General features: G+C 37.5%; 30 protein-coding genes. 3 read left to right on the forward strand and 27 right to left on the reverse strand.

Annotation, left to right across the window (positions count from 1 at the left end; genetic code table 4):
• Positions 1-40: 40 nt before the first annotated feature.
• Entirely contained in the window at positions 41-712 is a 672-nt protein-coding gene (rsmG, locus tag EXC55_RS01175) for a 16S rRNA (guanine(527)-N(7))-methyltransferase RsmG (RefSeq protein ID WP_129622870.1), read from the reverse strand.
• On the reverse strand, positions 712-1,689 hold the full coding sequence (locus EXC55_RS01180; RefSeq protein WP_129622871.1) for a ribose-phosphate pyrophosphokinase: 978 nt from the start codon (positions 1,687-1,689) through the stop codon (positions 712-714). Before EXC55_RS01180 ends, rsmG begins: the two co-directional genes overlap by 1 nt.
• A 216-nt stretch (positions 1,690-1,905) precedes the next feature.
• Between EXC55_RS01180 and EXC55_RS01185 the strand changes: the two genes are divergently transcribed.
• Positions 1,906-2,943, forward strand: a complete 1,038-nt coding sequence (locus tag EXC55_RS01185; RefSeq protein ID WP_129622872.1) for a DNA cytosine methyltransferase — start codon at positions 1,906-1,908, stop codon at positions 2,941-2,943.
• Positions 2,931-3,731: an Eco47II family restriction endonuclease gene (locus EXC55_RS01190; protein ID WP_129622873.1), complete on the forward strand. Its 801-nt coding sequence runs from the start codon at positions 2,931-2,933 to the stop codon at positions 3,729-3,731. The genes EXC55_RS01185 and EXC55_RS01190 overlap by 13 nt, the downstream gene beginning before the upstream one ends.
• Positions 3,732-3,776: 45 nt before the next feature.
• On the opposite strand, the gene EXC55_RS01195 is transcribed toward EXC55_RS01190, so the two are convergent.
• The 5 genes from EXC55_RS01195 to EXC55_RS01215 form a co-directional block, all read right to left on the reverse strand.
• Positions 3,777-4,823 carry an aminopeptidase P family protein gene (locus EXC55_RS01195; RefSeq protein ID WP_129622874.1) on the reverse strand — a complete coding sequence of 349 codons (1,047 nt, stop codon included), beginning with the start codon at positions 4,821-4,823 and terminating at the stop codon, positions 3,777-3,779.
• Positions 4,824-4,833: 10 nt separating this feature from the next.
• Complete coding sequence (era, locus tag EXC55_RS01200; RefSeq protein ID WP_129622875.1) at positions 4,834-5,709, reverse strand: GTPase Era; 876 nt, start codon at positions 5,707-5,709, stop codon at positions 4,834-4,836.
• Positions 5,709-6,098, reverse strand: a complete 390-nt coding sequence (gene cdd, locus EXC55_RS01205; protein WP_129622876.1) for a cytidine deaminase — start codon at positions 6,096-6,098, stop codon at positions 5,709-5,711. The genes era and cdd overlap by 1 nt, the downstream gene beginning before the upstream one ends.
• A gap of 1 nt (position 6,099) precedes the next feature.
• Positions 6,100-6,582: an rRNA maturation RNase YbeY gene (gene ybeY, locus EXC55_RS01210; protein WP_129622877.1), complete on the reverse strand. Its 483-nt coding sequence runs from the start codon at positions 6,580-6,582 to the stop codon at positions 6,100-6,102.
• Between the two features lie 102 nt (positions 6,583-6,684).
• Positions 6,685-6,990 carry a hypothetical protein gene (locus EXC55_RS01215; protein ID WP_129622878.1) on the reverse strand — a complete coding sequence of 102 codons (306 nt, stop codon included), beginning with the start codon at positions 6,988-6,990 and terminating at the stop codon, positions 6,685-6,687.
• Positions 6,991-7,193: 203 nt separating this feature from the next.
• Between EXC55_RS01215 and EXC55_RS01220 the strand changes: the two genes are divergently transcribed.
• Positions 7,194-8,297 (forward strand): DnaJ domain-containing protein, encoded by a 1,104-nt coding sequence (locus tag EXC55_RS01220; RefSeq protein ID WP_129622879.1) that lies wholly within the window; start codon positions 7,194-7,196, stop codon positions 8,295-8,297.
• Between the two features lie 271 nt (positions 8,298-8,568).
• Here EXC55_RS01220 and rplO read toward each other — a convergent pair whose 3' ends face one another.
• The 20 genes from rplO to rpsJ form a co-directional block, all read right to left on the reverse strand.
• Entirely contained in the window at positions 8,569-9,036 is a 468-nt protein-coding gene (gene rplO, locus EXC55_RS01225) for a 50S ribosomal protein L15 (protein ID WP_129622880.1), read from the reverse strand.
• Positions 9,037-9,137: 101 nt separating this feature from the next.
• Entirely contained in the window at positions 9,138-9,908 is a 771-nt protein-coding gene (rpsE, locus tag EXC55_RS03370; protein ID WP_129622881.1) for a 30S ribosomal protein S5, read from the reverse strand.
• Positions 9,908-10,264, reverse strand: a complete 357-nt coding sequence (rplR, locus tag EXC55_RS01235; protein WP_129622882.1) for a 50S ribosomal protein L18 — start codon at positions 10,262-10,264, stop codon at positions 9,908-9,910. The genes rpsE and rplR overlap by 1 nt, the downstream gene beginning before the upstream one ends.
• 113 nt (positions 10,265-10,377) lie before the next feature.
• A complete protein-coding gene (gene rplF / locus EXC55_RS01240; RefSeq protein WP_129622883.1) occupies positions 10,378-10,917 on the reverse strand; it encodes a 50S ribosomal protein L6 in 540 nt (179 codons plus the stop codon).
• A gap of 12 nt (positions 10,918-10,929) precedes the next feature.
• Entirely contained in the window at positions 10,930-11,325 is a 396-nt protein-coding gene (rpsH, locus tag EXC55_RS01245; RefSeq protein WP_129622884.1) for a 30S ribosomal protein S8, read from the reverse strand.
• Between the two features lie 2 nt (positions 11,326-11,327).
• On the reverse strand, positions 11,328-11,513 hold the full coding sequence (locus tag EXC55_RS01250) for a type Z 30S ribosomal protein S14 (RefSeq protein WP_129622885.1): 186 nt from the start codon (positions 11,511-11,513) through the stop codon (positions 11,328-11,330).
• Positions 11,514-11,515: 2 nt separating this feature from the next.
• A complete protein-coding gene (gene rplE, locus EXC55_RS01255) occupies positions 11,516-12,064 on the reverse strand; it encodes a 50S ribosomal protein L5 (protein ID WP_129622886.1) in 549 nt (182 codons plus the stop codon).
• A 2-nt stretch (positions 12,065-12,066) separates the two neighbouring features.
• Positions 12,067-12,387, reverse strand: a complete 321-nt coding sequence (gene rplX, locus EXC55_RS01260; protein ID WP_129622887.1) for a 50S ribosomal protein L24 — start codon at positions 12,385-12,387, stop codon at positions 12,067-12,069.
• Between the two features lie 1,168 nt (positions 12,388-13,555).
• Positions 13,556-13,924 carry a 50S ribosomal protein L14 gene (gene rplN, locus EXC55_RS01265; protein ID WP_129622888.1) on the reverse strand — a complete coding sequence of 123 codons (369 nt, stop codon included), beginning with the start codon at positions 13,922-13,924 and terminating at the stop codon, positions 13,556-13,558.
• Positions 13,915-14,199, reverse strand: a complete 285-nt coding sequence (rpsQ, locus tag EXC55_RS01270) for a 30S ribosomal protein S17 (protein ID WP_129622889.1) — start codon at positions 14,197-14,199, stop codon at positions 13,915-13,917. Before rpsQ ends, rplN begins: the two co-directional genes overlap by 10 nt.
• On the reverse strand, positions 14,199-14,402 hold the full coding sequence (gene rpmC / locus EXC55_RS01275) for a 50S ribosomal protein L29 (RefSeq protein ID WP_129622890.1): 204 nt from the start codon (positions 14,400-14,402) through the stop codon (positions 14,199-14,201). Before rpmC ends, rpsQ begins: the two co-directional genes overlap by 1 nt.
• Positions 14,402-14,884 (reverse strand): 50S ribosomal protein L16, encoded by a 483-nt coding sequence (rplP, locus tag EXC55_RS01280; RefSeq protein ID WP_129622891.1) that lies wholly within the window; start codon positions 14,882-14,884, stop codon positions 14,402-14,404. The genes rpmC and rplP overlap by 1 nt, the downstream gene beginning before the upstream one ends.
• Entirely contained in the window at positions 14,884-15,534 is a 651-nt protein-coding gene (gene rpsC / locus EXC55_RS01285) for a 30S ribosomal protein S3 (protein WP_129622892.1), read from the reverse strand. The genes rplP and rpsC overlap by 1 nt, the downstream gene beginning before the upstream one ends.
• Before the next feature lie 7 nt (positions 15,535-15,541).
• Positions 15,542-15,889 carry a 50S ribosomal protein L22 gene (gene rplV, locus EXC55_RS01290; RefSeq protein ID WP_129622893.1) on the reverse strand — a complete coding sequence of 116 codons (348 nt, stop codon included), beginning with the start codon at positions 15,887-15,889 and terminating at the stop codon, positions 15,542-15,544.
• 201 nt (positions 15,890-16,090) lie between these two features.
• Positions 16,091-16,366, reverse strand: a complete 276-nt coding sequence (gene rpsS, locus EXC55_RS01295; protein ID WP_129622894.1) for a 30S ribosomal protein S19 — start codon at positions 16,364-16,366, stop codon at positions 16,091-16,093.
• The gene (gene rplB, locus EXC55_RS01300; RefSeq protein WP_129622895.1) at positions 16,366-17,211 is read right to left on the reverse strand and encodes a 50S ribosomal protein L2; all 846 of its coding nucleotides are present in this window, start codon (positions 17,209-17,211) and stop codon (positions 16,366-16,368) included. Before rplB ends, rpsS begins: the two co-directional genes overlap by 1 nt.
• A gap of 68 nt (positions 17,212-17,279) precedes the next feature.
• Entirely contained in the window at positions 17,280-17,729 is a 450-nt protein-coding gene (rplW, locus tag EXC55_RS01305; protein ID WP_129622896.1) for a 50S ribosomal protein L23, read from the reverse strand.
• A complete protein-coding gene (rplD, locus tag EXC55_RS01310; RefSeq protein WP_129622897.1) occupies positions 17,729-18,838 on the reverse strand; it encodes a 50S ribosomal protein L4 in 1,110 nt (369 codons plus the stop codon). Before rplD ends, rplW begins: the two co-directional genes overlap by 1 nt.
• Positions 18,838-19,659, reverse strand: coding sequence for a 50S ribosomal protein L3 (rplC, locus tag EXC55_RS01315; RefSeq protein ID WP_129622898.1), 822 nt, complete (start codon positions 19,657-19,659; stop codon positions 18,838-18,840). Before rplC ends, rplD begins: the two co-directional genes overlap by 1 nt.
• A gap of 89 nt (positions 19,660-19,748) precedes the next feature.
• Entirely contained in the window at positions 19,749-20,063 is a 315-nt protein-coding gene (gene rpsJ / locus EXC55_RS01320) for a 30S ribosomal protein S10 (protein WP_129622899.1), read from the reverse strand.
• Positions 20,064-20,219 lie beyond the last annotated feature (156 nt).

The following is a 20,219-nucleotide window of genomic DNA, read 5'->3' on the forward strand; positions in this document are numbered from 1 at the left end:
AAGCAAATTTTAGCACAGATAGTAAAAAGTGCCAAAAATATTATTTTTTCTGCGTGACAAAATCTAAGATTTGTTTTCACCGCAAAGGTCAATGTCGCGGTGAAGGTTCCATTTTTTGAATTAAGATAATGTGAGAATTGGCGCCTTGTGAATTTTGGTATGTCAATACCTTCGTATGCGCTTGTGCGTCCGGGAAAAAACTAAAAAATTCGGCTAAGTCAGCTTGATAATGTTCGCCTTTTAATAAATAAAAGTACCCACCTTCTTTGAGCAAATGATGCGCCATTAAATAAATTTTGGTAATGGTTGCTACGGCACGAGCAGTAATGAAGTCAAAAGTTGCGTTTTGATTTTTGATGTTTTCCACACGGTCATTAATAATGATAAAGTCTAGTTCACACTGAGTGGCAACTTCTTTTAAAAATTCACACCTCTTGGTTAAAGACTCAACAGCAGTAAGTTCAATGAGTTCGCTGTGGTTAATTAAAAGCGGGATTGATGGAAACCCCGCTCCAGCACCTATGTCAAGGAGTTTGATTTTGTTTCAATTTTTAGCTTGCACAAGTGCTAATAATCCAGCAAAAGCACTTAATGAATCATTCACGCCTTGTTGCTCGATTTCTGCTTTAGTGGCAAAACCAGTTAAGTTCATCACTTGGTTTTTCGCATAAACAAGGTTAATGTAAGTTTGCAGTTTGCTTGGTTTATTCATTACTTCACTTTTCTAATTTCGCGTTCGAACTTTTTGTAAAGCTCAGCAATTGGTTCAGCATCAATGTGACGCTTAAGCACACCTGCTAAGAAATAATCTAGGCTGACAACTTCTAACTTTTTAAATTTTTTAGTCAATTCACTATTATCAATTGAGTCAGAAATAATGACCTTTTCAACATTTGGATTAGCTTCAAAGGCTTCAAAACCGCGCGAAAAAATTCCGTGGGTTGCTGCGACATAAATTTTCTTAGCGCCAAAGTTTTTCAAAGTATCAACGGCTTTTAAGATGGTACCACCAGTATCGATAATATCGTCAATAATCACAGCATTTTGATCTTGCACATCACCAATTAAACCCATTACTTCAGTTTGGTTGGTGCCAACTCTACGTTTATCAATAATGCTAATTTTAATTGTTTCCGCAATTAATTCAGCGAGTCTTCTCGCTCTAACAGTACCACCATGGTCAGGTGAAACCACTGTAAACTTTTCGTTTGTTTGACTAATTGCTTTTGCTAAGGTATATTGTCCTGTTAAGTCATCAATAGGAATGTTGAAAAAGCCTTGAATAGCAGGGTTGTGTAAGTCAACTGCTACAACTTTTGTAGCGCCCGCTTTTTCCATTAAGTCCGCGACTAACTTAGCACCAATTGGTTGACGGCCACCAATAATTCTATCTTGACGCGCATAGCCATAGTAAGTTAATACCACAGTTATTGATTTAGCGCTGCCTCTTTTTAGTGAATCAATGAAAAGTAATAGTTTCATTACGTTTTCATTCACTGGTCTTGAGTTACTTGCAATAATGTAAACATCCCGACCACGCACAGTGTCACTACTTACCAACATACATTCACCATCGGCGAAAATTGTTTCAACCACAGGTGTCAACTTAATGCCTAATTTTGCCGCAATTTTTTCAGCTAAATTTTGAGAATTAGGCATTCCAAAAATTCTCACATTGTCTCGATTCATTCTTCTCCTTAAATTTGCGCAAATTATAACATTTCAAACACATAAAGTACTTGTTCGCAAAGATTGCCACGTAATGTTATATGGAAAATTCACTAATTATTTTTTCAGTTAAAGCAAAAGTAGATATGCAGCAAATTCGTTTATGTCTTCAAGTAAATTATTTCTTAATCATTTCAGAGAGAAAATGAAAGCACAATTTGTTTATAATAACTTGATATGAATCACGAAAAGAGATACAAAGTAATTGAATTGTTTGCAGGAGCTGGTGGTCTTGCTCTAGGAATCGAACTTGCTGGTTTTGAAACTATTGGGTTAGTCGAAATGGACAAATGAGCTGCTCAAACTTTACGAAAAAATCGTCCTAGTTGAAATGTAATACAAGATGACATTAAAAATGTTTCTAAAAAAAATTTAGAACAACTTTTTGATTTAAAAAGAGGTGAATTAGATTTGTTATCTGGTGGTCCTCCCTGCCAATCTTTTTCTTACGCGGGGAAAAAATTGGGTTTAGATGATACCAGAGGAACTTTATTCAATGATTTCGCTCTTTTTTTAGAGAAACTAAAACCAAAAATGTTTTTGTTTGAAAACGTGAAGGGATTGCTTTCTCATAATAAAGGACATACTTTTAAACAAATTATTGAAAGACTCCAAAAAACTGGCTATGCAATAACTTCTGAAAGTTACAAAGTTTTGAATGCTTGAAATTATGGTGTACCACAAAAACGAGAAAGATTGATATTAGTCGGTATTAGACAAGATTTAATTCATAAAACCTCTTTTAATTTTCCCGAGCCTCATTTGTATAAACCAACATTGAAAGATGTTTTGCCGAATTGTCCCGCAAGTGAAGGTGCGAAGTATTCGCTTGAAAAGAAAAAAATTTTTGAGTTAGTACCTCCAGGTGGTTATTGACGAGATATACCTGAGAAAATAGCAAGATCTTATATGAAAAAAACCTGAGAAACAGGTGGAGGTAAAACTGGTATCTTAAGAAGATTAAGTTATTCCGAACCAGCATTGACAATTTTGACGTCTCCTTCACAAAAACAAACAGAAAGATGTCACCCTGCAGAAACTAGGCCTTTGACAATTAGAGAATCGGCAAGATGCCAAACTTTTCCTGACGACTGACAATTTGAAGGTGGTTTATCAGAAAAATATAAACAAATAGGCAATGCAGTACCAGTTAATTTAGCAAAAGCTATCGGCGAAAAAATTAAAGAAAGCTTAGACAAATTATGTGAAAATTAAATTTCATCAGTGAAGCAGATCTCACAAGTGTTGTGAGGACAACAATTGAAAAGTACGGAGAAAAAATAAAACCATTTGATCTTAAACTTTTTAAAAAGAATGTTATTGATCCCATTAAATTAATTTTTGACAAACAAGTTTACGGTTATTCTTGAGACGAATTAATTGAAAACGAAATATTCAGACAAAAAGATAAGTCTAATAATAATGAAATTGGTTATTTTCACCAGAACATATTTAAATATATAAAAAATTGTTCTGTACCCGGACACGGTTGAGACGTTATTTATAAGCCTGAAACCAAAATTAAAGTAGATGATGAGTTTTGAATTGAAAAAGTTTATGTAGAGTTAAAGAACAAACACAATACAATGAACTATAGTTCTGCATCAAGAACGTATTTGAAAATGCAAAATCAACTTTTATTGGAAGATAAGAATACTTTTTGTTTTTTGGTTGAAATAGTGGCGAAAAAATCTCAAAACGTGATTTGAGAAACAAAAATTGAAGACATTGAACTTAAGAATAATAGAATCAGACGTGTGAGTGTTGATAAATTTTACGAAATAATAACAGGTCAATATGACGCGTTTTATCAATTGTGTATGGTTTTGCCTAAGATAATAAATAAGGTTTTAAATGAAACAAAATTATTTTCAAAAGGCAAAGATACAGTTTCTGACGAGTTATTTGTTGGAATCGACGATGATGAAATAAAACTTGTTGCGCTATATATGCTAAGTTTTGACAGTTATCATGGTTTTAAAGAAGAGAAGATTAAAAAATAAAAAACGTTCGCAAAATTGTGAACGTTTTTTAAATAGCTCTATAAACTAAGATCTTTCGTCAGGTTGTGAAAACACATAGCGACCAGTTTCGGTTACAAGTACATCGTCTTCATTACGCGCGCCACCAAGTCCTTCAATATAAATTCCAGGTTCAACTGTGATAATGTGACCAGGTTCTAAAATTGCATCTGATAAAGAACTTACGTAAGGTTCTTCATGCACATCGATACCTAAACCATGACCAGTAGCGTGAACAAAATATTGACCATAACCAGCATCAGTGATGTATTTTCGACAAATAGCATCAATTTCACTAGCTTTAATGCCTGGTCTAACCGCGTCGCGTCCAGCTTTTGCTGCTTCCTTAACAATTTGGAGAATTTTTGCTGCTTCTGGGTTTGAAGCTTTACCGCCTAAAACAATGGTTCTGGTGATATCAGCGCTATAACCTTTATATAAAGCACCAAAGTCCACTTTAAGCAAGTCACCTTCTTTTAAGACAGCATCTGTTGGGTGGTGGTGTGGTTCAGCTGAATATTTACCTGTCGCAATGATTTCATCAAAAGATTCTTTGTCTGCGCCGTTGATTTTTAAAAGATAGTTGAGTTTAGCTGCAACTTCCTTTTCAGTCATTCCAGGTTTTACTCATTGCAGTAATTCATCATAAGCCTTAAGTGAAATATCAATACTTTTTTGCATAATTTCAATTTCTTCTTTTGACTTAACAATTCTTAAGTGTTGCCCCGAAATTCATTCTACGTGTGAAGGCTTAATCAAGGCTTCAAGACGTTTAAAGTCACCATAGGTTAAGTAATCTTTTTCAAATGCCACTGTGTTATAGCGTTTTTGGTCAAAGAACTCTTGCAATGTTTTGGTACCTTTGAGTAAAATGATTTCTACATTTTTAGCTTTACTACGAGCATATTCAATGTATCTACCATCTACAAATAAGTAAGCTTTGTCTTTTTCTACTACTAAATAACCATCTGTAGTTTGCACTTTTGCATATCAAAGTCTAGTTTGTGGCACCATTGAAACTAAAGCATCTACTTTTTTTTCGGCGAATAATTTGTCTAAAATTTTTCTATTCATTTTTACCTTTCTAATAACCAAATTTTTTTAGCAATTTAACATCTTGCGTCCATTTTTTTGCTACTTTAACTTTCAAATTGAGTTCAACTTTGACACTAAATAAAGCCATTAATTTTCTACGAGCCATCATTCCAATTTTTTTGATCATTTGACCCTCTTTACCGATCACCATTCCCTTTTGAGAATCTTTTTTCACATAAATAATGGCATTAATTTGAGTTAACTCATCATCTTCGATAAAATCCTCGACTTCAATTGCAATCGAGTGTGGTAATTCTTCTTTTAAATAGTTAAAAGCTGCTTCACGAATAATTTCTTTTGCTAAAAAACGCATTGATTTATCCGTAATGTATTCTGGATCATATAAAGGTTGACCTTCATATGTGAATTCTTTCAACACTTTAATTAGGTCGTCAGCAAACTCTTGTTTTTTGTTTGAAAAAGGAATAATTTTTGTGAAATTAAAACCTGTTTGTTGTAATTGTGCAAGTTTTGTACTTATTTCATCAGGGGTTTTGGCTAAATCAACTTTAGTAATTACTGCAATTTTGTTTTGTACGACTTTAAGTTTTTCCAGAATTGCTAAATCACCTGCTCCAAGGTCTTCATTTAGGGGTGTTAAAAACAACACACAATCGATTTCTTCAAGTGAATCGTAAGCGTTTTTATTAAGAATTTCACCTAACAAATTTAATGGTTTGTGAATTCCTGGTGTGTCGATAAACACTATCTGATAGTCTTCTTCGTTATAAATTCCAGTAATTTGATCTCTGGTAGTTTGTGGCACATTCGAGACAATTGACACATCATAATTAAGAATTTTATTCATTAAAGTAGACTTACCAACATTAGGTCTACCAAGCACAGTAACCATTGCGATTTTCATTATTTAATTTGCTCCGCACGAATTGGCAGCGGCACTAGTTGTTCTACAGTGAACTCACGAATTAGCGAACCGCTTTGGTTATAAAGAATAATTTTGGCGTTGTCTGGCATAAATTCAGTAATTACTTGACGACAGCCAGCACACGGAGATGTGATAGCATCTGTTGAAGCCATAATATGTAATTCTTTAAACGAACCAACCTTACCACCGTATGCTACTGAACCAAAGAGTGCTGAACGTTCTGCACATAAGCCAGATGGAAAAGCAGCGTTCTCCACATTCACGCCATAAAATTCTTTTCCAGCAGCATCAACGGCTACAGCTGCAACTTTAAAGTGACTCCAAGGCGAATACGAATATTGTAATAATTCTTGTAACTTTTTAATCATCTTACTCCCTTGTGATTTTTAACGGTAAAAAGATTTTGTCTACTAGAGCATTCATTTGTTGTCTTTCAACTTCGAGTTCGTGGTCATAGCCCATCAAGTGAATTAAACCGTGAGCAAATAAATAACAATATTCTCGTTTTAGCGAATGATTAAATTCTGCGGCTTGCTTTTGAATAATTGGCGGACATAAAATCAATTCCCCAAGTGGTAAGTAAGGTAATTTTTCATAAAATTCATCTTTACCAAAATCAAAAGACAAAATATCTGTGGGTTTGTCTTTTCCGCGATAGGTGCGATTGTATGTTTGAATAGTTTCTTCATCCACAAAGGAAACGTCCACTTCCACTACCTTTTTGATGTCAAATTCTTGCATTAAATTGGCAACTATAGCTTCAAATTCTGTTTCAAAAGTAAAATTTTCATCTAAATATTCGAAGTTAAAATTAATGTTAATTTTTTCTAGTAAACTCTCATCGATTTCCATAAAAGTATTATATTACAAAGCCTTGCAAAGCTTAGTTGAGCCTATCTGACAGCAGTAAATAAAAAAAATGAACGCTTGTACGGTTCGTTAGTTTTATTCAAATTATTTTCAGATAAAAACCCCAAGACACAAAAGCACACCAATAGCGATTATTCCAAGCGAAATAAAGAAAATTGAGAGTGTTGAAAAATAAATTTTCATTTGCTTTGATAAAAAAGATTTCTTGTCGGTGTCTAAATCATTTTTAGCTGCATCTAAAAGAATGTCTCTTTGTTCATTAGTTAAATTTTCTATTTCTTCGCGGCCGAGAATTTTATATTTCTTCGCGTCGGCAATTGTCACTAAAGTTAATTCTAAATCCGAATTACTTCTAGTTTTGCCGGTTAATATTGATGGTAATTTTGGCATAGAAAAATTTTAACAAAAAGTCTAAAGTAAACTCAAATTTTCCGCTAAAAAGTTTTTATTTTTAAAGTTAATTCTTTTTAAATAATTTGACTTTTTTGGCTATGCTATAGAGATATCGGCTAAAACTAAGTTTGAAAAAATATTAAGTAAAAAACCTGATTTTAAAGTTAGCAAAAAAATACATATGTGCTAAAATATCTTCTATGTCTAATAAAAATTATTATGAAATCTTAGGTGTAAGTAAGAACGCAACAGAGAAAGAAATTAAAAGTGCATATCGTAAATTAGCTATGCAATATCACCCAGATCGTTTGAAGGATGGTACAAGCGATCAAAAAATGAGAGAATTAAACGAAGCCTATGAAGTTTTAAGTAATAAAGAAAAACGTGAAAATTATGACCGTTTTGGGTCGGCGGAAGGACCACAAGGTTTTGGCGGAGCTAACTTTTCACAGCACTTTGGTGGGTTTGGTGATTTCTTTAGTAATTTTGGTGATATTTTTGGAGATTTTGGTGGCTTTGATTTTACAGGTACAGCCACTCGCGAACCAGGCCGCAAGAGAAAAGGTAAAGACATCCTTGGCATCTTAAAAATTTCGATTATTGAAGCAATAAACGGAGTTGAAAAGAAAGTTGAATGACCAAAATACGAGCTTTGTCAAAATTGTGATGCAACAGGTGCGCAAAGACCACAAGACATTAAAACTTGTTCAACCTGTAAAGGTACTGGTAAAGTGGGTAAACGTATGGGAATGATGGTTTACTCAACTACTTGTTCGGACTGTCATGGTGCAGGAAAAATTTATGGCGAACCTTGTCATGAATGTAATGGCAACATTTACATCAAAAAACGTAAAACAGTTACTTTCACCATTCCAAAAGGTACAGCTGATGGTTATACCATCACTTTCCCTGGATATGGTGAACGCGGTATCAACGGTGGCGCAGTTGGTGCTTTAGTTTTAAAAATTGAAATTGACGAACACCCTTATTTTAAAGTGATGAACAGAGAAGTTGTACTGGAAGTGCCAGTAACTTTCTTAGATATTTTAAACGAAAGAACCATCACAATTCCTGCCCCTTATGGTGAGGAAACTTATCAACTTACTTCAAACATTATGGATCAAGACAGCGTAGTCTTTAAAAAAGGACAACTTGGCAGTTTTAGTTGTTTTAGAGTCTTTTTTAAAGTTGTGATGCCAAAACTAGGTGTTCGTGACCGGAAAAATTTAGCCAAAGTGCTCGCCGAGTATAGTGACACTACTAACCAAGATTTCACACGTAAAGTTGATAAAACTAAATTGTAATTTTGACAAGAAACCACAAAACAATTTGTGGTTTTTGTTTGGTGTTTAGCAGTACAAAATGTTTTGAGAAGTGCTAGTTTGAAAAATTAATTTGACTAATAGGCTTATGTTTTAGGACTAAAGATAAAATAAAAAAAACTTGCTCAGCAAAGCAAGTATTTTTTAATTAGGTTTAGTGTGGTGAGCACTGTGGCGTCAACACACATAATTTAGGTTATTGCAGAGTAATTAAATTTGCGAAATAATTTGAATTTGGTTAAGTAAAAGTTACTTAGGCAGCAGCATTGTCAGCAGTTAAACCAAGTGGTTGGAATGAACCGCCGTTAGCTTCTAAAGCTTTGACTGCACTTTCTGAAGCATCGTGAAGCACAACATTGAATTTTTTGGTAAGTTTGCCCTTAGCCAATAATTTCACTGGTAAGGTACGTTTGAGTAAATTTGCAGCAAAAAGTGCTTCTAAATCAACAGTTGTATTGTCAGCAAAAACTCTTTCTAAGTCAGCTAAATTCACAATTTGGTATTCAACGTGGTTAACATTGTTGAAACCTCTTTTACCAATTCTACGGAATCAAGGTGTTTGTCCACCTTCAAAGCCTGGACGGTGTCCGTGACGTTTGTTTTGACCTGATTGACCTTTACCAGCTTGCTTACCTTTACCAGCAGCATGTCCACGACCAACACGGTGTTTGTCAGGACGTGAGCCAGTGGCGAACTTAAGTGTGTGTAATTTAACACTCATAGTAATCTCCTTTATGATGATGAAGTTGAATCTTTTGACTACGTTTAGTGAACTTGTTGTCACCAATTACGCTTGCGCATAGCGTAATTGGGTAACTATTACTAAAGTAAGTCTTCAACTTTTTTATCTCTAATGAAAGCAATTTGGTCAGGTGTACGTAAAGCACTTAAGGCTTTTAAAGTTGCACGCACAATGTTAGCTTTTGAACGTGAACCGTAGGTTTTGGTGTAAATGTCAGTGTAACCAGCAAGTTCAACCACAGCACGAACTGTGTTTGAGGCTACGATTCCCTTACCTTTAGGTGCAGGTTTTAACATTACTTTTGAGGCTAGGAATTTAGCTTGAGTGATGTGAGGTACAGTGATACCTTTGTGAATTGGCACAGTCACAAGGTTGTTTTTAGCATCTTTCACAGCTTTTTTGATTGAGTCAGGCACTTCATTTGCTTTACCGTGGCCAAAACCAACTTGGCCTTTCTTGTTACCAACTACCACAAATGCTGAGAAGCTAAATCTACGACCACCTTTAACTACTTTAGTAACACGACTAATGTGTACTACTTTTTCGCTAAAGTCATTGTCTTGGTGACGTTCACGTGGACCACGTTTACTCTTGTCACGTCTGCCTTCGCCATCACGACGGAAGCTGCGGAAAGGTTTTTCGCCTGGTGTACGTTTGTCACCAGCTTCACCGTGAGGACGTGGTGCGCCGTTGAAACGACGTGGTGCACTACCAGCTTCGCCAGGAGTTCTCCTTGGACGTTCGCCGCGTGGTGCTTGTGGTTTGCCAACTACTTCACGAGTTGCTGCGGCTTTCGGAGCTGCTGATGTTGTTGATTGTTCTAAGTTTTGGTTCTTTTGTACTTCTGCCATTAGAATTTTACTCCTTTAGCGTGTGCTCTGACTGCTTCTGCAAATGCTTTGACTTTACCATGGTAAATGTAACCACCACGGTCAAAGACAAGTTCGGTGATGTTAAGTTTAGTAATTAGTGCGGCCATCTTTTCGCCAGCAGCAGCAGCGCTAGCGATATTGCCGTGGTATTTACCCTTTTCAAGTGTTGACACAGCGGCAAGTGTGTGACCAGCCACATCGTCAATTAATTGCGCGTAGAAGTTTTGGTGAGATTTGAAAACTGCCAATCTAGGTTTAGTGGCTGTGCCACGAATGGTTTGTCTTTCACGTAAGTGTTTTACTTTGCGTGCTTGGTTTCTTGATAATTGAGCCATAGTTTATACCTTTCTAAATGTGTGCTTGTACCTGTTGTTTGCTGCGACCAAGAACGCTATGTGCTAGGGTTTTTGGTGTTAAGATGCAAACTAACAAAGGGGACAAACTAACATTATTTAGCAGCAGTTTTTCCTTCTTTACGACGAATCACTTCGTCTTTGTAGGCAATTCCTTTCCCTGAGTAAGGGTTTGGTTTTCTCACTTTTCTCACTAACGCTGCAAATTGACCAACACTTTTTTTGTTGATTGAGTTAAGGGTTACTTCGGTAGGTTTAGCCACTGTAACTTTGACATCGCTTGGAATTGGTAAGTTCACAAGGTGGCTGTAACCAGCGGCGATTTCAAGCACATCGCCTTTGAGGGTGGCTTTGTAACCAACCCCTTTAATTACTAATTCTTTCACAAAACCTTTTGACACGCCCACAAGCATGTTACCAAGGAGGGCGTTGGTGGTACCGTGGAGTTGTTTGGTGTGCTTTTCTTCGTTGGCACGAGTAGTAGTTACTGTACCGTTGTTAAGGTGAATGCTAATAAGTGGGCTAAAGTCACGACTAAGGGTACCAAGTGGGCCTTTGACACTCACGGTGGTACCGTTGATGGTTACTTCCACGCCCGCTGGTACGGTTAAAACACGATTTCCAACACGAGACATAGTTTTAACCTCCTATCAAATGTAGGCAAGCACTTCGCCACCTACATTTTCCTTCTTAGCTTCTTTAGCAGTCATGACACCTTTTGAAGTTGAGATAATTGCACAACCATAACCTGATAACACAGTTGGTAATTCTTCCACACTGGCGTAAATACGCAAACCAGGTTTTGACACACGCTTAAAGTCAATAATTGCCCGTTGGTTGCCTTTGTACTTAAGGACAACTTCAAATGCTTTTGTTTTGCCTTCACCTTTAACAGTGTAAGTAGTTACAAAACCTTCGTTTACTAAGATATCAAGGATAGCGGCTTTTTTGTTTGAAAAAGGAATAGTTACAGTTTTAAATTTACGTTGGTTGGCGTTTTTGATCCGCACTATCATATCTGAAATTGGGTCAGTAATAAACATAATTATCAACTCGCTTTCTTCATACCAGGAATCTTACCTTCGTGGGCTAAGTTACGGAAGCAAATACGGCAAACTTTGTATTTTCTTAAAACTGCATGTGGACGACCACAAAGTTCACAACGAGTATAAGCACGGGTTGAAAACTTAGGGTGCTTCTTAGCTTTCGCTTTGAGTGATGATTTGGCCATACCTATTTCTCTCCTTTTGCAAATGGCACACCAATAAGTTCAAGTAACGCTTTAGCTTCAGCGTCAGTTCGAGCTGTGGTGATAAGTTGCACGTCTAAACCTTTAATCTTACGAAGTTTGTCAAATTCGATTTCTGGGAAAATAATTTCCTCTTTAATACCTAATGAGTAGTTACCACGACCATCGAAAGCTTTAGGGTTGGCACCTCTAAAGTCACGAATTCTTGGCATAGCAACATTGATTAATTTTGCAAGGAAATCTCACATACGGTCACGTCTAAGGGTAACTTTACCACCCATAGGCATACCTTCACGTAATTTTCATGACGCGTTTGATTTTCTTGCTCTAGTTTTGTAAGGAATTTGTGCTGAAATTTGGGTGAGTTCATTCAACACTTCTTCAATTGCCTTTGAGTTAGTAACTTCACGACCAGCAGTCATATTTAACACGATTTTTTCAAGGCGAGGTACCTGCATTACTGACTTGTATTGGAATTTTTCTCGCAAAGCAGGTACAACTTTACGTGTATAGTGTTGTTTTAAAGTTGTCATAATTATTTAAGTTCCTTCTTGTCTTTACGACTAATTCTCACTTTTTTCTCACCTTTGAATTCGTAACCGATTTTTGAATACACAGCTGGCGAAGTTTTGGTTGCTTTTTTGATTAAGAGACCAATATTTGAAACGTGAATTGGAGCTTCAACTTGGGTAATTCTACCGTCTTGACCGTTACTTGGTTTAATGTGTTTAGTTACTTTGTTAATGTCTTTAATGTAGACACGGTTGTGCTTGTGGTCGATTCTGTCAATAATGCCGACTCTATCTCTGTGGTCGCCAGCAATAATGACTACTTCATCGTTCTTTTTAAATTTCATCTTGCTCCTTTAATAATTAATACATAGCAACACAACTTAGGCACCTAGCCACAACTTTGTTTGTTTGTCTTTTACCCATCACACTACCATAACACTAACTTTTGGTCGAACTCAACCCAACACCAACATTACTTGCTCCTCACTAACCATCTACCTACACCTTTGACAATGAAAGATTTCACGTATCAAATTGACATTAGCAACTAGTACCAAAGGTCACAAGTTTAGTGCTCAAATGAAATTAGGCAACTGAAACTAAATTGACACTAATTGAGGAAAATCTAATGTTCTCCAAGGTGAAGTTGAACTACAGAAAATACGCACATACAATCAACTTGATGTTGAGCAAGCTAAGAAAAACAACCCGAGTTCAACTAACCACACGTTAAGTTAGCAACGCCTTAAGCGTGGTTGGATAAGCAAGTTTGAATGAGAGCGATCTTAGTCAACACTAGGCATGAGCTTACCTGTGTATTCAAAGACTAAGACCACCATAAATTAGTGTTACTACACAGAATGTCAGAAAGGAACCATGACGACTGACCAAAATTATTAATTAACTCTGCTCCTAACCTGTGGTGGTAGTGGCACCAACCGCACTTGCGGTTGTGGGAATTAAAACTACCAGCGCAAGCAGCTTAATGATGCAAGTCTAAGTGCAACTAGGAAGCAAAGGCAAGTTTCCCGCTCGTTCGCCCCTGTGATTGCAGGGGAAACTTGAATTAGGTGAAAGAAGAACAAAAAATGTTTTTTGTTAAGTGTAAATAACAAGAAGGGATAAGGAAACACAAAAGGATGGTTCGCATTCACGCTTGGAGAGTAGATGGATGGAGTTGTCAAAGAACAAATATTGTTGGTGTTGGGCTGATCGGCAGACCCAGCAGTGTTATGAAAGTGTTATTAATTAGTTTGTTACAGGGTAAAAGTCATAACAAGTGCACAAAGTGTAGGTTTCAAACTAGCAGGCAATAGTCACACAATCGCACGCTCACTCAAGGTGGGTTGAGTTTGTTTGGCAGGCAACTAAGACTGTGATTTGGTTAGGGCACTAAGTGTTGTCGAAGGTCTAAGTTAATTAGTTAGCCACTTGCAAGCAGGTTTAAGTTTTGCTTAAATATGCTGGTTTAGTGGGTCAGGTTAACTTTTGACACTGGGGAGATGGGGAATTTTAAAGCACTTCAGGTGCTAACGAAACGATTTTAAGATAACCACGGTCACGTAACTCACGCGCCACTGGGCCAAACACACGGGTACCACGTGGGGTTGAGTCTTCCTTGATAAGCACAACAGCATTATCATCAAACTTGATGTGTGAACCATTGTCACGTTTAAGGCCATAACGCGATCTTACTACGACCGCTTTGACTACTTGGCCTTCCTTAACAAGTCCGTTTGGTAAAGCTTTTTTCACTGAACAAATAATCACATCGCCAATGTTAGCAGTTTTCTTCCGGCTGCCCCCAAGGACACGGATGAGACCAACTTCTTTGGCACCTGAGTTATCAGCAACATTTAATCTCGAAAGTTCTATAACCATAAATATTGCTCACTTTCTGAAGCGTGGTGTTTAACTTCAAGTAAACGGAAATGTTTGGTTTTTGACAATGGACGCGTTTCCATAATTGCCACAAAATCATTAACTTGAGCTTGGTTGTGTTCGTCATGCACAGCGAAATTCTTGGTCACACGGTAACGTTTTGAGTACAAACGGTGTGAACGGTAGGTTTCCACTTGCACGTAAATGGTCTTGTCACCTCTAACTTTGATCACACGACCTTGTAGAGTTTTACGAGTCTTGGTTGTTCTTTCCATTATTTAGCTCCTTGCTCAAGTGATTTTTGTTTGATGGCAGTAAGTAAACGGGCAATGTCACGACGGACAAGTTTGATTTTGTGAGTTTGGTCAAGGGTTGAAGTGTGGTTTTTAAACCTTAAGGTTCACAATTCGGCTCTTAAATCATTTACTAACTTGTGAAGTTCGTCAAGACTCTTGTCTTTAATATCTTTGAAAAGCATTAGTTTTGACCTCCTTCATTAGCACGAGCAGCTTTGAGGTGACAATTGCTCACACCACAATTGCACTCTTGCTGTGCTTTGGCAACAATTTTTCAGGTTACAGGTAGCTTGTGACCGCCTAATCTAAGCGCGTCACGGGCAATGTCTTTTTTCACGCCTGAGACTTCAAACATCATTGTGTTTTCACGTACTGAAGCGTATCATTTTTCTGGTGCACCTTTACCGCTACCCATACGTACACCAATAGGTTTCGAAGTTTTTTGAAAGTGTGGGAAGATACGAATAATAACTTGTCCTTCACGACCCATTCTACGAGTAATGGCGATCCGAGCTGCCTCGATTTGACGTGAAGTAATGAGCGAAGCTGAAGTTGCTTGTAAACCAAATTCACCAAATGATACCTTGTTACCTTTGTGTGCTTTACGCTTAAGAGGGTTTACAAGGAAAGGCTTACGATACTTCGTTCTCTTTGGTTGTAACATTAGGCTTGTTCTCCTTCCACTTCACCTTTCGAAATTCACACTTTCACACCGATGGCACCATAAGTGGTACGTGCGGTCGCACGGGCGAAGTCAACATCTTGACGTAAGGTGTGTAACTTCATTTCACCACGTGAATAACCTTCGGTACGCGCCATATCAACACCGTTAAGACGGCCTGACACAGCGGTTTTAATACCTTTCGCACCGGCACGAAGTGCATCGTTAATGACTGTTTTTTGAGCAATTCTAAAGCTTTCACGATTTTCAAGACGTTGCGCGATTGCTTCGGCAGCTAAACGAGCATTAAGTGCTGGGTCTTTTAAGGTTTGCAAATCTAAGCGCAAGTTAAGCTTACGGTCGGCAAGGTATTTGTGTAAGCTTAAGGTTAAGGCTTTAATGTTTGAACCATTTTCGCCTAAGATTTTAGCAGGTAAGGCTGAGTGTAGAATCACACGTACTTTGTTGTGTGCGCTCCGGTGAATTTCCACTTGTCCGATTTGATATTTACGTACTAACTTATCGAAGAATTTGTAAATGTTGGCATCTTGAACTAAATAAGTTCCATAGTTTTGCTTTTCAGCGAATCACACTGTGTTGTGTGACTTGGTGATACCGTATCTAAAACCATTTGGATTAACTTTTTGTCCCATAATGCACCTAATTTCTTTCCTCTACTGTAATTGATAAGTGACTTGTACGTTTGAAAATTGAGTAAGCACGACCTTGTGATCTTGGTTGAAAACGTTTGAGTGTTGGTCCTTCGTTGACAAGTACTTGTGCCACGTAAAGTTTGGTGGCATCAAGGTTGTGGTTGTTGGTTGCGTTGGCAATGGCTGAGTTAAGTAGTTTGATGAAGAAAGCAGAAGCTTTCTTGTTGGTGTTGTGCAAAATTCCTAATGCTTCACGTACATGCTTGTATCTAAACAAGTCAGCTACTAAACGTGCTTTGCGTGGGCTTAGTCTTTGCATTTTGACACTAGCTGTGGCACTGTTTCTATTATCCATTTGAAATTTCCTTTAACAATGTAATTGAAAAGTTGAAAGTGTAAGTCGAGTCCAAGCAGGGGCAACTAGGAGCACTGTGATTGTTATCTGGTCACTTGACCACAGGTGGGTGTGGTAAGTTGGGAGACCGGGAGAAACAAACAAAGTGTTAAGTGGTGTTGCTTGCCTGTTGGCAAGTGAGTCACTCAGACTAACCTAAACTTACTTTTTACCTTTGTCAGCACCGTGACCTGAGAAAGTACGGGTTGGTGCAAACTCGCCTAGCTTGTGTCCTACCATATCATCAGTAACATAAACATCTAAGAACTTGTGACCATTGTGCACTTGGAAGGTTAAGCCAACAAAAGAAGGAAAGATGGTTGAACGTCTTGATCAAGTTTTAATTGGTTTTTTAGGAGCTTTGCCTTCTTCGATTGCTTGCACTTTTTTAAGCAAGTGGTCGTCAGCAAAAAGTCCTTTTTTCAATGAACGAGCCATTATTTACTATCCTTTCTTCTTCTAATAATCAATTTGTTAGAAGCCTTCTTAGTTTTTCTTGTTTTCACACCAAGCGCTTTCTTACCTCAAGGGGTAAGTGGCGCTTTACGACCAACTGGTTGCTTACCTTCACCACCACCATGTGGGTGGTCCACAGGGTTCATAACAGAACCACGGACAGTTGGACGGACACCAAGTTTACGGTTACGACCAGCTTTACCTAAATTCACAAGTGAGTGGTCTTCGTTGCCAACTACACCAATGGTGGCACGGCAACGAGCCAAAATTCTACGCATTTCGCCAGACTTAAGACGTAACACAACGTATTTTCCGTCTTCGTCTTTACCTAAAATTTGTGCGCTAGTTCCTGCTGAACGCGCAATTTGACCACCAGCACCAGGTTGCATTTCGATGTTGTGTACGAAAGTACCTTCCGGAATGTTAGCTAGTGGTAATGAGTTACCAACTAAAATGTCGGCTTGTGGTCCTGAGATCACTTGTTGGCCTACCTTAATGCCACTTGGTGCAAGAATGTATCTCTTTTCACCATCAGCGTAGGCTAATAGACAAATATTCGCTGAACGGTTTGGGTCATATTCGATTGACTTAACTGTGGCTGGAATGTTGTCTTTATTACGTTTGAAGTCAATTAGTCTGTAAAATCTCTTTACTCGACCACCTTGGTGACGTACTGTAATCTTACCTTGGTTGTTACGACCAGCGTTTTTCTTTAAGATTACAAGCAACGACTTTTCAGGCTTGTGTCCGCTTAAGTTAGCGTTATAGTCGAGAGTAGACATGTTACGGCGACCGTTAGTGACTGGGTTGTAATGCTTAATAGCCATTTATGTCTTTCTCCTTTGCTTAAAAATAGACGAGGATTTTTTCTTTTAAGCAAGTCTAAATTCCTCTATTAATTTGCTTTGTCTTTAGCAGGTGTATCTTGGGCGTCTTGTTTTGCTTTTTTAGCCGCAAGTTTTTCTGCTAAGGCAGCTTCTTTGGCTTGTGCTGCTTCTTTTTCAGCAGCTTTAGCTTGTGCTTTTTGGGCTGCTTTAGCTTGTTCAGCTTCTTTGGCAGCTGCTTCTTCTGGGTAGTAGTTAATTACAAACCCTTCTTTAAGCGTAACGTAAGCTTTTTTGTAACGGTTAAGAAAACCATTGAAACGACCAAGTCTTTTGGCTTTCTTGTCCATCTTTAAAGTACGAATAGCTGCTACTTTCACGTTAAAAATGAATTCAACAGCTTGTTTGATTTGAAACTTGTTGGCAGCTCAATCAACTTCAAAAGTGTAAACATTGTTCCCTTGAATGTTATTGGTTTTTTCGGTAAGAATTGGTCTTCTGATAATTTGAGTTAATTGCATTATCTTTGTCCCCTTTCTTTAAATACTTCAATGCCTTCTTTTGAAATAATTAACACATCTGCTCATACTACGTCTTCAACTTGAACAAATTGTGGTAACAACGCACGCACATTTTGTAAGTTAGCAACTGCTTGAAACACTTCAGGATTAGTTGTCACAAGTAAGATGTGTTTAAGTTGATTTACTTCTAAACTAGCAAGTTTAGCAACTGCTTCACGAGTTTTTGGCGCGTTAAGTACAAATTCGTCAACAGCAACTGCTTTTTGACGTGCCAAAGCACTTAAAGCCGCTGCAAAGGCAGCACGTTTCACCTTACGGTTAACTTTGAGGGTGTAGTTACGAGCTGGAGTTGGGCCAAATGCACGACCACCACCTACTCAAATTGGTGAACGAGTTGAACCCGCACGAGCACGTCCTGTTCCTTTTTGTTTTCAAGGTTTTTTACCACCACCACGAACTTCAGCACGTGATTTAACATCGTGTGTACCTTGTCTTCTTGCTGCTCTTTCTGAAAGAATGGTGTCAAAAATTGCTTGTGAGTAATCTCTTGTAACACCAAATAATTCTTCTGGTAATTGGTCAGTTGGGAAGTTTAAAACAGTTTCCTTGTTAAAGTCAAGCACTTTTTCTGCTTTTGGTTTTGGTGCAGGTTTAGGAGCTGGAGCTGGTTTTACTTCCACCACAGGTTCTTCAACTGCTGGTTCTGGTTTAGGTTCTTCTTTCTTAACTGGTTTTGGAACTGGTTTTTCAACTAAGTTTTTAGTTTCAATAAATTCAATTGCCTTAGTGTCTTCAACTTTGCTGGTTCGAACTTCTTTAACAATAATTCTTGCTTTGTCAACACTTACAGAACCACGGTACGCACCGTCTCTGTGGAATCATACACGAGTTGGTAATTCAGATTTTTCACCAATTGCGATGTAATGTTCAACTGCTGCGATGAATGTTTTGAAGTTTTCTGGAGTTTTTTGGTTTGCTTTTTTGAAGTTAAATGAGATATTACGTTCTTTATCGAATTTTTCAGCGATATAGTACTTTTCAAGAGAAGGTGCTTTAACAACTTTTTCTTTTTTAACAGCAGTTTTAGCAGTTTTCTTTTCAGCAGCCATTATTTATCTCCTTCCTTAACTTCAGCTTTGCTTGCAGCTTCTTCAGCTTCAGCTTTTTCGATTAATGGTTGAAGGTCACTTGAGTGCATACCAACATGAACTTCAATGTTGTATTTTTTCGCTTTTTCAACCAATTCGTTCATTTTAAGTACTTCTTCAATGTCAACAAGTTTAATAGGTTGTTTGCTTGGCAAGCCTTTCACAGCTTCTTCAATCACAACATATGACTTGTTAGCACCAGGAATTGAACCTTTAATTAAAATGTAGTTGTTCTTTTCGTCAACCTTCACAATTTCAAGGTTTTGTACTGTTGTTTTCACGCCACCAAGACGTCCAGGCATTGTCATACCTTTGAAAACACGGTTACCTGAAATGTCACCAAGAGAACCAGTTTGACGGATAGGTTGTGAACCACCACCACCACCGTGTGATTTAGGACCAATGTGTTGGTTGTATCTCTTAATAGTACCAGCGAAACCTTTACCTTTTGAAGTTCCGCTCACATCTACTAATTCACCAGCGGCAAAAATGCCAGCTTTAACTTCGCTACCTAATTCGTAGCCTTCCATACCTCTAATTTCCTTCACAAAACGTTTAGGAGTTGTTTTTGTTTGTGCAAATTGACCTTTTTGAGGTTTGTTGGTCAATCTTTCTTTTTTCTCACCAACAGCAAGTTGGGTTGCAACATAACCGTTCTTGTCTGCGGTAAGAACTTTAGTAACAACGTTTGGTTGAACTTCAACTACTGTAACTGGTATTGAACTACCGAATTCAGTATAAATTTGAGTCATCCCAACTTTCTTACCTAAAATTCCTTTCATTAGGATTTCCTTTCTCCATTACCTTTCTGACGTTCGATAATGACTGTCGCTTAGCTCAAAAACTAAGTCAGATTTAAATTAAATAAAAATTAGTTACCAGGCTTAATTTGAACTTCAACACCAGCTGGTAACTCAAAACGCTTGATTTTATCAAGTAAATTTTCAAGACCATTTTGGGTTGTGAACACAACTAAACGTTGGTAAGTTCTTGATTCGAATTGTTCACGAGATTTTTTGTTAATGTGAACTGATCTAAGAATAGTAACTACTTCACGTTTGGTTGGTAACGCAACAGGTCCTGACACTTGAACGCCTTCTTTTTTAGCTAAATCAACTAATTTTTTAGCCGCAAAATCAACTAAGGTATATTCAAATGACTTCACTTTGATAGTTAGCTTGCTCATCGTTGTCTCCTTTCGTTCTTATAGAACACACTCCATTTGAATTTCTTGCATACGTCCTTGACAACGCTTATTGGCGTATCAACAACCTCAAACTTCATAGTGTATAGTAGCCTTAGAATTATAAAGGAAAGGTCTTTTTAAAAAAGCGAAAAATGA

Source organism: Mycoplasmopsis columbinasalis (assembly GCF_900660705.1).
In the GTDB taxonomy this organism is placed as follows: domain Bacteria; phylum Bacillota_I; class Bacilli_A; order Mycoplasmatales; family Metamycoplasmataceae; genus Mycoplasmopsis; species Mycoplasmopsis columbinasalis.